The sequence below is a fragment of the Rhodoblastus sp. genome (assembly GCF_041915505.1).
Taxonomy (GTDB): Bacteria; Pseudomonadota; Alphaproteobacteria; order Rhizobiales; family Beijerinckiaceae; genus Rhodoblastus.
Genome location: NZ_JAYSBG010000076.1, coordinates 1 through 12,298 on the forward strand (window position 1 = coordinate 1; position 12,298 = coordinate 12,298).

Below are 12,298 nucleotides of genomic sequence, written 5' to 3' on the forward strand. Positions count from 1 at the left end.
CTTACAGCCTCGGCGATTTCGGCGCCGATGTCCTCGCCTTGCTGGACGCTTTGGCGATCGGGCGAGCGCATTTTCTGGGCCTTTCGATGAGCGGCGCGGTCGGCCAGTGGCTGGCGATTCATGCGTCCGAGCGGCTGGACAGGCTCGTGCTCGCCAATACCGCGCTGCACTTTCCCACGCCTGACTCCTGGAACGCGCGCATCCGCACCGCGCGCCGGGGCGATATGGCGGGGCTCGCCACCGCCGTGATCGAGCGCTGGCTGACGGCCGGCTTCCGCGCCGCTCATCCAGAAAAAACCGCGCAAATCCAGAGTGTTCTCGGTAAAACCTCGGCCGAGGGCTATGCCGCGAGCTGCGCCGCCTTGCGCGATCTCGACCTGCGCGACGCCATCCGGGCTGCGCCGCCGCTGCCCGCTTTGGTCTTGACCGGCGACGCCGATCCGTCGACCCCGCCGGCGCTCGGCGAAGCCCTCGCGCGCGCCTTGCCGGGCGCGCAGCTTACGCGCCTGCGGGGCGCGCATCTCGCTTGCGTCGAATCGAAAGAGGCTTTTCTCGCCGCTGTTACCGAATTTCTCGCTTAAGCCATCAGCGCGCTGATGAAATCGCGCGCCTCGGCCACGGCGGCGCCGAGCCGTTCAGCTTCGGTCTGGCCCAGTACGCCGGCGCGGGCGCCATGTTCGTAATGTTCCGCCGCCGCCGCCACCGCCGCCGCGCCGACCGCGCGGGCCGAGCCTTTCAGCTTATGGGCCAGATCGGCGGCCTCCGGCCCGGCTTCCGCCTGGCGCAGGCGCTCGGCGATCTGCGCGGCCTGACGCTCGAACAAAGCGAGCAGTTCCTTTTCCAGCGCGCGATCGCCCATGGTCTGCCGCGCGAGATGCACGAGATCGACCGGCGAAGCCTTTTCGACGCGCAAGCCCGGCTCGCCGCCGCGCTGCCCGCCCTCGATCCGAAACGCCGCGACACCCATTTGATTCTCCTGCGCCAAGGCGCGTTCTCGCGAAAATTCGTTAATTCGCCGCCGCCGCCCACCCGTAAAACCCGGGCGCGCGGCATAAACCACAGCCGAATCCCGCCCTGAAACTGCGCGGAAAATATTCACCAAACCCTTATTTTCCAGGCTATTGCGCCTTTTTTTGAAAACATACCTAATGGTCCGTTAACGACGTTAACAAAAGCCTGCGAGCGGGCCGTTTCCATATTTTGGCCGCGAGCGTAGACTGCGACTTGGTTAACTTCCGCTTATTGCGAGGGTTTGGCCGGGCGTCGGCGCGCCGCACCAGCGTCGCGTTGGTTCTTTGTCAGTTGTAGAGGCGATTGGATATGTCCACACCGAGCAAGGCTCAGGATCCCGCGGCGGCCGCTTTGTCCGCCATCGAGGACGCCCTTCGGCTCACGATGGAAACCGAGACGGCGGCTTCCGCGCCAAAGGAAGATTCGCCGGAAGCGGGCAAGCTCGACTTTCATCTGCCCGCCCCGCGCGCCGAAAGCGCGGAAGCCTCCGCTCCGCGCCTGCCGGAAGTCTCGCCCGACGAACTGACCCAACTCGCCAAGGAGCCCGAGCCCGCGCCGCGCGCGCCGACCGGCCCCCGGCCCGCTAACGACGACCTTCCCTCGGTCGGCCAGATTCTGCAAAGCCTGCAGGCGCGGCCCGATTCGGCCGCCTTCACCGCCGCCATCATCGCCTCCGCCGCCTGGGCCGGCCTGTGGATCGGCTATTTCGTCTTCACCCATGGCGCCGCCTTCTCCAATTCGCTGTTCAGCCCGACGGCCGCGCTGTCGGCCTTCGCGCTGATCGGCCCGGTGATCTTCTTCCTGTCGATGGGTTCGGTGATGCGCCGCTCGCAGGAGATGCGTCACACCGCCCGTTCCATGGCGCAGGTGGCGATCCGTCTCGCCGAGCCGGAAACCATCGCCACCGAACAGGTGGTGACGCTGAGCCAGGCGATCCGCCGCGAGGTCGCCTCGATGGGCGACGGCATCGAACGCGCGCTCGCCCGCGCCAGCGAACTCGAAACCATGGTTCGCGCCGAAGTGTCCTCGCTGGAGCGCACCTACGGCGACAATGAGCGCCGCATCCGGCTGCTGCTCAACGAGCTTTCGAGCGAACGCGAATCCATCGTCTCCAACGCCGACCAGATCTCGACCGCCCTTTCCAGCGCCCATACCGCCGTTTCGCGCGAGCTGGAAGCCGCGACCAAGCAGCTCACCGAATTGCTGGAGCAGACCGGCGACCGCATCGCCAAATCGCTTGAGGACAAGGGCGGCGCCATCGAACAGGCCTTCGGGCAATCCGGCGATTCGCTGCTGCAGCAGATTGAGGGCCGCGCCCAGAACCTGCTGGAGCGGTTCAACGAATCCGGCGAGACGACCTCGCGCGTGCTCGACGAGCGCGCGGCCAAGATCGACGGCGACTTGCGCCTGTTCGCGGAATCCTTCCTGCAGCAGACCCAGTCGCGCACTGACGACCTGTCGCAGAGTCTCGGCGCGATCGGCGACCGCCTCGGCGAGACCATCGGCCAGCGCTCCGACGAGCTTTCCGCCCGGCTGTCCGAACAGGCCGGCCGGATCCACGAACTCGTCGCCATCCAGGGGCCGGCGTTCCAGCACTCCCTCACCGCGACCAGCAATGAGCTCAGCGACAAGCTGAACGCGCAATCCGCCGAGGCGCACAGCCTGCTCGGCTCGCTCGGCGAGGCTTTCTCTCAGTCGCTGCAAAGCCATCGCGAGCGCGCGGTGGAGGAATTCGCCGCCGCCGCCGCTGCGGCCATCGAGGAAATGACCGCCAAGGCCGAAGCGTTCCATCTGCATGTCGGCGACACCGCCCAGCGTGCGGTGCAGGATTTCGGCGCCAATGTCGAGGCGATCGGCCAAGCCTATGCCGACGTCAGCGCCAAGACCGTAGAGGAAGTCGCCGGCCGCGCCGGCGCGCTGCGCGAGAGCTTCGGCCAGGCCGCCAACGAGACGCTGGTCGCCTTCGCCGGCCATACCGAAGCCTTCAACGACCAGTTCGCCCGCGTCGCGACCGACGCCATCGAGGCCATCGCCGGCCATACGGTCCAGTTGCGCGACACGGTCGACGAGGCCACCGCCAGCGCGCTGGCGGCCATCGGCGAGCGGACCGACGGCCTGCAACGCCAGCTCGAAACCCTCACCGACACGACCATCGAGCGGCTGGATTCGCATTCCGGCCGCATCGAGACCGCGCTGCACGACAATGTCGAGCGGCTGGAGAAATCGGTCGGCCTGACCACCCAGGAGACGCTGGCCGCCCTCACCGGCCATGCCGACGCCTTCCAGGAGCAGTTCGCCCAGACCGCCCAGCACACGATCGAGGCCATGTCCGCCCAGGGTGAGCGCCTCGAACATCTGGTGGCCGCCGCGACGCAGGACCAGCTCGCCGGCCTGGTCGGCCATACCGAAACCTTCCACCAGCTCTTCACCGAGACGGCGCGGCAGACCGTGGACGCGATCGTTGTCCAGAACGACCGTCTGGAGCGCAGCATCGGCGGCGCGGCGGAAAGCCAGCTTGCCGCCTTGTCGAGCCAGACCGAGGCGCTCGAGCAGCGCCTCGCCGGCTCGACCGAGCAGGCGCTCGCCGCCATCGCCGAACATGTCGACCGGCTCGACCACAGCGTCGCCGCCGCGATCGAGACGCCGCTCGCGACCCTCGTCAGCCAGACCGAAGCCTTCGAGCAACGCTTCGGCGAAACCGCCCAACAGACCGTGGAGGCGCTCGCCGCCCACACCGACCGGCTGGACCGGAGCGTCGCCGCTGCGCTCGAGACGCCGCTTGCGACCCTTGTCAGCCATACCGAAGCCTTCGAGCAACGCTTCGGCGAAGCCGCTCAGCAGACCGTCGAGGCGCTCGCCGCCCACACTGATCGGCTGGACCAGAGCGTCGCCGTCGCGCTCGAGACGCCGCTTGCGACCCTCGTCAGCCAGACCGAAGCCTTCGAGCAGCGCTTCGGCGAAACCGCCCAGCACGCGGTGGAGGCGCTCGCCGCCCATACCGAACGGCTGGAGAAGACCGTCGCCGCTGCGACCGAAGTCCCGCTCGCGACCCTCGTCAGCCAGACCGAAGCCTTCGAACAGCGCTTCGGCGAAACCGCCCAGCAGACCGTGGCGGCGCTCAGCGCCCATACCGAGCGGCTGGAGAGAAGCGTCGCCGCCGCGACCGAACTGCCGCTGGCCGCTCTCGCCGGTCAGACCGAGGCGTTCGAACAGCGCGTCGAGGAGAGCGCCCGCAAGGCGATCGACACCGTCGCCGCGCACAATGAGCGGCTTGAAAAGACCGTGACGGCCGCGACGGCAAGCCAGCTCGCCGCCCTCAACCAGCACGCCGAATCCTATCAGGACGCATTCAACCGCCTGACGGCGGAGACCTCGGAACAAGCGGAGCGGCGCAGCCAGGAGCTGCGCGACGCGCTCGCCGGCGTCAGCGAGTCGGTCGGCGAAGCCCTCGCCCGCAATGTCGCCGAGACTCAGGCCCGCTTCCAGACGGCGGCCGACGCCACGCTCAACGCGCTGCTGGCGCAATCGGCGACGGTGGATCGGAATTTCGCCGCCACCGCCGGCGAGACCGCCGAATCCATCGCACGGCGCGTCAACGAAACGCAGAGGGGCTTCGCCCAGGTCGCGTCCGAGGCCGTGGCGGCCATCGGCATGCATGGCGACCGCGTGTCGGAAACCCTGTCGGAGCGCCTCGACGCCTTCGAACAGGTCCTGCTGCGCGGCGGCGAGGAAGCCTCGGGCAGCATCGGCGCCCACGCCAGCCGCATGTCGCAGGAGATCGCCGCGCAAATCGAAACCTTCGAGAGCCGCATGGCGGCCGGCGTCGCCGACACCCAATCGCGGCTCATCGACCACGCCGAACGACTCAAGGCCGATTTCGTGGCGCAATTCGCCGCGCTCGACCAGCTCATGCGCTCGGGCGGAGAAGGCTCTGCGGATCACATCAAGACGCAGACCGACGCCCTGCGCGCCATGCTGGAAGAGACGCTCGGCGCGTTCGACAAGGCCATCGCCGAATCCGGCGGCGCGGCCGTTGCCCGCATCGGCGACCAGTCCGAAGCCCTGTCCGGCGCCATCGCCTCACGGCTGGCGACGATCGAAATGGCGATCAATATCCACGGCGCCCAGCTCGAAACGCGCCTCGGCCGCCGCGCCGAGGAGACGACCAATCTGCTGCAGCAGCAGATCGATCGTTTCGAGAACCGCACCTCGGACAAGACCAGCGACGTCGTGCGCATCATGGACGACCTGATCGCCAAGGCCGACGAGGGCCTCGGCGCCCGCTCGCGGCAGCTCAACGACGCTCTGGCGGGACGCGCCATCGACATCGCCAAGGTGCTCGGCGAGGGCGGCCGCGAGGTCGGCAAGGCGCTCGACGCCAAGGCGCGCGAGCTCGACGAGATCATCCTGGCGCGCTCCACCGCGCTCACCGAGGAACTCTCGGCCAAGGCCGAGGAAATCAACGTCACGCTCGGCGGCCGCGCCGATCAGATCGCCTCCAATCTCGGCGGCCATATCGACCGCTTCGAGCGCAATGTCGTCGCCCGTCTCGACGAGGTTGGCGACGAAATCTCCGGCAAGGCGAACGAGATCGACCGGCTCCTGCTCGCCCGCTCCTCCGCGCTGTCGGATGAGCTTTCGGCCAAGGCCGACGAGATCAACGCCACGCTCGGCGGCCGCGCCGGCGAGATCGCGGCCACCCTCGACGGTCAGATCGACCGCTTCGAGCGCAATGTCGTCGCCCGCCTCGACGAGGTCGGCGACGGGATTTCCGGCAAGGCGCGCGAGATCGACCAGCTCATCCTCGCCCGCTCCTCCGCCGTCTCCGAAAATCTCGCCGCCAAGGCCGACGAGATCAACGCGACGCTCGGCGACCGCGCCAGCGAGATCGCGGCGACCCTCGACGGCGAGATCCTCCGCTTCGAACGCAATGTCGTCGCGCGTTCGACCGCGCTCGCCGGGGATCTGGCGGCGCGCGCCGATCAGATCGACCAGACGCTCGGCGACCGCGCCGGCCAGATCGCGGCCGGCCTCGGCGGCCATCTCGACCGCTTCGAGCGCAGCGTGGCCGAACGTCTCGGCGCGGTCGGCGCCGAAATCTCGGGCAAGGCCCGCGAGGTCGACGAGATCCTGCTCGCCCGCTCGACCGCTTTGGCCGACGAACTCTCGGCCAAGGCCGAGCAGATCGACGAGACCCTGGGCGGCCGCGCCGCCGAGATCGCCGCGAACCTCGGCGGCCATATCGACCAGTTCGAACATAATGTCGTCGCCCGCCTCGGCGAGGTCGGCGCCGAAATGGATCGCCGCATCGGCGTGATCGAGCAGACCGTCGACGGCCGCGGCCGCGCGCTGGCCGACGAATTGCGCGCCCGCGCCGCCGAGCTGCACGAATGGTACGATTCGCGCGGCCTCAAGCTGGTCGAACTGCTTACGTCGCGCGGCGGCGAGGTCGTGTCGCAGATCGTCGCCTTCAGCGAGAGCGCGGTCGGCGCGCTGGCTAACCGCTCGACCGACGTCCTTGAAACCCTGGCCCAGCGCCAGGCGGAAATGAGCGGCGCACTCGACGAAGCCGGCCGCCGCATCAAGCAGGACGTCGGCGGCCTCGTCGCCAATATGACGGAAACCCATCGCGCTTTGCTGGCGACGATCGACAATGCGCAGGCCGGGCTGCAAAGCGCCGACGAGGCGCTGTCGCCGAAGATCGGCGCCCTAGGCGGCGCGGTCGAATCGCTGCATGGCGAGGTCGACCGGCTCGACGCCGTCGCCCGCCAGGCCGGGGAAGGCGTGGAGGAAGCCGCGCGCTCCGTTCAGGAGCAGACCAAGACGCTGCAATCCTCGCTGCGCGAAATGTCGCTGGTCCAGGCCCAGATCGGCCGCGCCTTCGACGTCCGTCTCCACGAAATGTCCCGCAGCCAGAGCGAGATCGACGAGGCGCTGCAGCAGCGCCTGGCCGAATTGGCCAAGGCTCAGGAAGAGACCGACGGCGCGCTGGAAGCGCGGTTCCGCAGCCTCCAGACCCTTTACGACGAGGCCCAGAGCCGCCAGTCGGAGTTCGAGGCGCGTCTCGACGCCTTCTCGGCCACCATCGGGCGGACCCTGTCGCAGGCCGAGGCGCGGGCGCGCGAGGTCGGAACCTTCCTGTCAGACGCCGCCGCCTCGTCGGCCGGCATGCTGACCGGCCAGCACGAGGAGCTGCGCCAGCAGGCCATCCGCGAACGCGAACGCACCGGTGCCGAACTGACCGCCGCCTATGAGCAGACGCTGGCGCAGATGAATCAATTGTTCCAGCAGAGCACCGAACGCTACAAGGGCGTGTCGCAGGAGCTGCGCGCCATGACCGGCGAGATCCAGCGCGAGCTGGAGGCGACCCGCCAGGAGTTGCGCCGCGGCACGGTTGACCTGCCGCGCGAAACCAGCGAGCAGGCGGCGGCCATGCGCCGCGTGGTCGCCGACCAGATGAAGGCGCTGAACGAGCTGACCGAACTGGTCGCGCGCTCCGGCCTCGCCTATGACGTCGCCGAACCGGCGCGTCAGGAACCTGTTCGTCAGGAACCCGTGCGTCCGGCGCCCGCCCCGGCCCCGCGTCGCGAGGTCCGCAACGAAAACTGGAGCGAGCCGGCCCGCGAGACCCCGCGCTTCGACCTGCGGCCCCCGGCGCCCCGCGCCGCGCCGACGGCCGCTGCTCCCACGCCGGCGCCGGCTCCGGCGCGCGGCAAGGAGCGCAGCGGCTGGATGAGCGACCTGCTCGCCCGCGCCTCCGCCGACGAGCCGACGCCGGGCCACAGCCAGGACACGGCTGGCCAAGGTTATCAGGCGCCGGGCGAATCGCTCGACAGCCTGTCGGCGGAAATCGCCCGCGTGGTCGACGAGAACGCATTGATCAACGCCTGGGACCGCTTCCGCCGCGGCGACCGCTCGGCCTTCAGCCGTCGGCTCTATACCGCGCAGGGGCAGAAGACCTTTGACGAGGTGCGCCAGCGCTACGCCAGCGAGCCGGACTTCCGCGTGACGGTGGACCGCTATCTGCAGGAATTCGAGCGCCTGCTGGGCGAAGTCAGCCGCGACGACCGCGACGGGCTGCTGACCCGTTCCTATCTCGCCTCCGAGACGGGCAAGGTCTATAGCGTGCTCGCCCACGCCTCGGGCCGCCTCGGCTAAGGCGGGAAAGCCCACAAGCATAGCGAAACGCCCGGAGCGATCCGGGCGTTTTTCATTTCAAGGAGCTGGGAGCCTCCGCCGGCGGGACGGCTCGCCCCTATCGGGCCGCGCCGGCCGCCCAGGCCACGATCTGGCCGAGCACCTTTTCCGAGGCGCCGTCGAGCGCCTGCGCCGCCGCGCCGGCGACAATCTCGCCGACCGGCTCGGAAGCCGAGAACACATGCGCGGCGACGACCTGTCCGTCGGAACGCGCAATCAGCCGCGCCGTCAATTCGACATCGGCCGTCCGCGTCGCAGCGTCTATGCCGAAGCGCCGGATTTCGAGCGCCAGCGTGAATTGCGCGCCTTCGCCGGACAGCGACACCTGGCGGATCAGCCCGGCGTTCTCGAAGCTCTGCGCGGCCCGGCTCTGGAGCAACGCCGGCAGCCGATCCGCCCAGCGCGCGCCGGGCACGCGGCTCAGGCTGCCGTCGGCGCCGCGCACCACGATCAGATCGCCATCGAGCGGCGGGACGGCGGTGGGCTGGGCGACGAAGATTCGCGCGATCAGGCCGCGCGCCTTGGCCGAGGCGGCGCTGAGATCGAAACTTTGCGGCGCGGGCCCGAGGCTGCCGCAACCGGCGAGGCCGAGCGCCACGACCATGGCGCCCGCGATCAGGCCGATCGGCGTCCGGCGACGCCCGCTTTCTGCGCGCAAGATGGTCACGCGATCCCGATCCCTCTGCTCGAGCCAAAGGCTCGCTGCAATGCAAAAGCAGAGCCGCCGGGAAATGACAAGCCGCCTTTCGTCACCGCCGCCCTCATCGTCCGGTATATTCGGGCAGCGCCGGCTTGGGCCCGAATATGATGCTCTGCGGGTTCTTCTCGATGGTCTTCACGGCGTGATCGACGTCCTGCAGGGTCTTGCGGCCGTCGACTGCGAGGCCCTCATATTGCTTCAGCCCGGTATTGGCGAAGCGGCTGAGATTGTCAGCCAGCTTGCGGATCGAACGCGCCGCCTCCGAAATATCGGAAATCATGGTCTTGCCGGCGCCGTCGCCGAGCAAAGTATTGACCTTGGCCATGGCCTGATCGGCGTTATTGACGATATTGCGCACCTTGCCCGGCTCGATGCTGTTCAGGGCCTGCAGGAAATTGCCGTTCTTGTCCGCCAGCGTTCCGGTGATCTCCTGAACATTGGTCACGGTGGCCTTCAGCCCGGGGCCAGTGTCCTTCAGCAATTTGTCGACCCCGCTCAGCACCTCGTCCGCCTTGCTGGCGAGCGATTGCGCCCGCTGGATCAGGTTCTGAAGCTGCGAGGGCGCGGCGTTGATGACGCCGTTCGGCGGCAAGCGCTCGGCATTGGCGCCGCCGCCCTGAAGCGCGACCGAGGCCACGCCGGTGAGGCCGCCGAATTCGAGCGACGCGGCGGTGTCGGTCTTGACCGGCGTGCGGGCGTCAATGGAAATCCTGGCGTAGACCCGGCTCGGGTCCTCGGGAATCAGCCCCAGTTCGGTGACCTCGCCGACCTTGAGGCCGTTGAATAGCACGGAGGCGCCGTTCAGCAGGCCCGAGACCGACCCATTGAAATGGATATTATAAGTCGTCCGAACAGTCTGTTGCCCAAAAGTCTTGAACCAATAGATGAAGCCAAACGCGCCGAGAATCACGGCCAGCGTGAACAGGCCGATCAGCGCATAATTGGCGCGCGTCTCCATATTCGGCTCCTTCTAGCTCCGTGGTCCGCGGCGGCCGCGGATGAATGGGGATCGCCTCATGCGCGCGCCGCCTCCGGCGCTTCCGAAGCGGGACAATCGTGATCCGACCTGACGATCGAGCGCGCGCGCTTGCCGTGGAAATAGGAGCGCAGCCAGGGATGATCGGACGCCAGCATGGTCGAGAGCGGCCCACAGGCGATGACCTTGCCGTCCGCCAGCGCCGCAATGGTGTCGCATATCGAATAGAGCGAGTCGAGATCGTGGGTCACCATGAACACGCTCAAGCCGAGAGTCGCGCGCAGGGTCGCGATCAGCTCGTCGAATTCGGCGGCGCCGATCGGGTCGAGGCCAGACGTCGGCTCATCGAGGAACAAGAGCTCCGGGTCGAGCGCCAGCGCGCGGGCGAGCGCCGCGCGCTTGACCATGCCGCCGGAAAGCTGGGAGGGAAATTTGTCGGCGGCGTCGGGCTGGAGCCCGACCAGCTTGATCTTGAGCATGGCCAGCTCGTCCATCACGGACTGGCTGAGCGACAGATATTCCCGCATCGGGGTCTGGATGTTCTGCTTGACCGTGAGGCCCGAGAACAGCGCGCCGCCCTGGAACATCACGCCCCAGCGCCGCTCCAACGCGCGATGGGCGGCGGGCGAGAGCTTGTCGATATCCTCGCCGAACACCTCGATCGTCCCGGCCTGTTTGGGCACCAGCCCGAGAATCGCGCGGGTCAGGACGGATTTGCCCTGGCCGGAGCCGCCGACGAAACCGGTCACCTCGCGCGGGGGCACGTCGAGATCGAGGCCCTTCAGCACCGCTTTCGCGCCGAAGGACACTTCCAACCCCCTGACCCTGATGATCGGCTCCGGTCCCTGCTCCGCCATTGCCGCCCTCAATAATGGACGCCCGCGAAAAAGATCGCGAACAGCCCATCGACGAAAATGACCATGAAAATGGAATTGACCACCGCCACCGTGACGCCCCGGCCGAGCGATTCCGCCGAGCCCTCGACGCGGAAGCCTTCGATACAGGCGATAATGCCGATGACCAAAGCCATGAAGGGCGACTTGATCAGCCCGACCAGGAAGGTGTTGAGGCCGATGGCGTCCTGCAGCCGCACCAGGAATGATTCCGCGCTGATGCCCTCATAGAGATAGGCCGTGACCATGCCGCCGCCCAAAGCCGCCATATCGGCGATGAAGGTCAGCAGCGGCAGTGAGACGATGAGCGCCATCATGCGCGGCAGCACCAGCACCTCCATCGGCGCCATGCCCATCACGCGCAGCGCGTCGATCTCCTCGCGCATCTTCATCGAGCCGAGTTCGGCGGTGATGGCCGAGCCCGAGCGGCCGGCGATCATGATCGAGGTCAGCAGAACCCCCAGCTCGCGCAGCACCAGCACGCCGATGAGATCCACGGCATAGGTCGAGGCGCCGAAGCGGCGGAGCTGGAAGACGCTCTGCTGGGTAACGATGCAGCCGACCAGGAAATTGATCGTCACGATGATCGGCACGGCGCGCAGCGCGAAGGATTCCATATGGAACACCATCGACGTCGGCCGCGTCAGCGCGGGATTGAAGGTCACGCGCAAGGCCGCGCCCGCCAATTCGCCCAGGAAGGCCACGCCGGCCACGACGTCGGAGGCGATCTTCACGCTCCAGCCGCCGAGCTGGCTGAGCTGCGCGAGCAGGAAATTGGGCTTGGGCGCGCGCGGGGGCGGCGCGCAATAAGCCGCCTCGTTGAGCAAAATGCTCTGTTCGCGGTCGAGGCTGCTATATTCCGTCGCTGCGCCAGCGGCGGCGATCTGGGTCCGCGCCTTGTCGATCAGCCAGGCCCCGGCGGTGTCGAGCCGCGCGACGCCGGCGAAATCAATCGCGACATTGGCCGCGCCCCGGCCGGCCGCGCCGAGCGCGGCGGCGGCCTTTTCCAGCGCCCGCGAGCCGGCAATCGTCCAGGCGCCGCGCAGTGCGATCCGGACGTTCGCGCCGTCCCTTTCGACTGAAAAGTCCGGCTCGGCGGATGTGGAACTCGACATTCAGCGCGTTTCCGCTTGTCTCGATATCAAAGTTGAATACCCTCGCGAGCCCGTTTAGGCAAAAGCGAAATGCAAAAAACATGCTCTTCCAAGCCTTTGCTTGCATCGGCGCAACACTATGACCGCGCCTGACTCCCGCTTTCTCACCCTTGGCGCGGAGCGATTCGCGCTGCAAAACCCCTTCGTGATCGCGCGCGGGGCGAAAACTGAGGCCGTCGTCGTCGTCGCGACCATTCGGCAAGGCGCCTTCGCCGGACGCGGCGAATGCACGCCCTATGCGCGCTATGGCGAGAGCGTGGACAGCGTGACGCAACAGATCGAATCGGTTCGCGCGGCCATCGAGGCCGGCGCCGACCGCGCCGCGCTGCAGGCTTTGCTGCCGGCGGGCGCCGCACGCAACGCGCTC

Annotated in this window: 7 protein-coding genes and 1 pseudogene; 3 read left to right on the forward strand and 5 right to left on the reverse strand. The window is 68.0% G+C overall.

From position 1 onward, the window contains the following. Window positions 1-581: alpha/beta fold hydrolase (locus ACE3S9_RS07085; RefSeq protein WP_374545742.1), on the forward strand; the 581-nt coding region annotated here is incomplete at its 5' end. On the opposite strand, the gene ACE3S9_RS07090 is transcribed toward ACE3S9_RS07085, so the two are convergent. Continuing rightward, window positions 578-967 (reverse strand): Hpt domain-containing protein, encoded by a 390-nt coding sequence (locus ACE3S9_RS07090; RefSeq protein ID WP_374545743.1) that lies wholly within the window; start codon window positions 965-967, stop codon window positions 578-580. The genes ACE3S9_RS07085 and ACE3S9_RS07090 overlap by 4 nt on opposite strands. A gap of 353 nt (window positions 968-1,320) precedes the next feature. Here ACE3S9_RS07090 and ACE3S9_RS07095 point away from each other — a divergent pair, with 353 nt between their 5' ends. Beyond that, complete coding sequence (locus tag ACE3S9_RS07095) at window positions 1,321-8,169, forward strand: hypothetical protein (RefSeq protein ID WP_374545744.1); 6,849 nt, start codon at window positions 1,321-1,323, stop codon at window positions 8,167-8,169. Window positions 8,170-8,266: 97 nt separating this feature from the next. Here the strand turns inward: ACE3S9_RS07095 and ACE3S9_RS07100 are convergent, their stop codons facing one another. The 4 genes from ACE3S9_RS07100 to ACE3S9_RS07115 all read right to left on the reverse strand — a co-directional run bounded on the left by ACE3S9_RS07100 (window position 8,267) and on the right by ACE3S9_RS07115 (window position 11,892). Continuing rightward, complete coding sequence (locus tag ACE3S9_RS07100) at window positions 8,267-8,875, reverse strand: ABC-type transport auxiliary lipoprotein family protein (RefSeq protein WP_374545745.1); 609 nt, start codon at window positions 8,873-8,875, stop codon at window positions 8,267-8,269. 94 nt (window positions 8,876-8,969) lie between these two features. Next, the gene (locus tag ACE3S9_RS07105) at window positions 8,970-9,866 is read right to left on the reverse strand and encodes an MlaD family protein (protein ID WP_374545746.1); all 897 of its coding nucleotides are present in this window, start codon (window positions 9,864-9,866) and stop codon (window positions 8,970-8,972) included. A gap of 56 nt (window positions 9,867-9,922) precedes the next feature. Beyond that, window positions 9,923-10,741, reverse strand: coding sequence for an ABC transporter ATP-binding protein (locus tag ACE3S9_RS07110; RefSeq protein WP_374545747.1), 819 nt, complete (start codon window positions 10,739-10,741; stop codon window positions 9,923-9,925). Between the two features lie 8 nt (window positions 10,742-10,749). After that, a complete protein-coding gene (locus ACE3S9_RS07115; RefSeq protein WP_374545748.1) occupies window positions 10,750-11,892 on the reverse strand; it encodes an MlaE family ABC transporter permease in 1,143 nt (380 codons plus the stop codon). Between the two features lie 118 nt (window positions 11,893-12,010). On the opposite strand from ACE3S9_RS07115, the pseudogene ACE3S9_RS07120 reads away from it, so the two are divergent. Next, window positions 12,011-12,298, forward strand: a pseudogene (locus ACE3S9_RS07120) (dipeptide epimerase); the annotation flags it as partial.

Bases quoted from the DNA above. Each gene is read 5' to 3' on its own strand.
- ACE3S9_RS07105 (WP_374545746.1), bottom strand. From the start codon at position 9,866: ATGGAGACGCGCGCCAATTATGCGCTGATCGGCCTGTTCACGCTGGCC.
- ACE3S9_RS07115 (WP_374545748.1), bottom strand. From the start codon at position 11,892: ATGTCGAGTTCCACATCCGCCGAGCCGGACTTTTCAGTCGAAAGGGAC.
- ACE3S9_RS07090 (WP_374545743.1), bottom strand. From the start codon at position 967: ATGGGTGTCGCGGCGTTTCGGATCGAGGGCGGGCAGCGCGGCGGCGAG.
- ACE3S9_RS07095 (WP_374545744.1), top strand. From the start codon at position 1,321: ATGTCCACACCGAGCAAGGCTCAGGATCCCGCGGCGGCCGCTTTGTCC.
- ACE3S9_RS07110 (WP_374545747.1), bottom strand. From the start codon at position 10,741: ATGGCGGAGCAGGGACCGGAGCCGATCATCAGGGTCAGGGGGTTGGAA.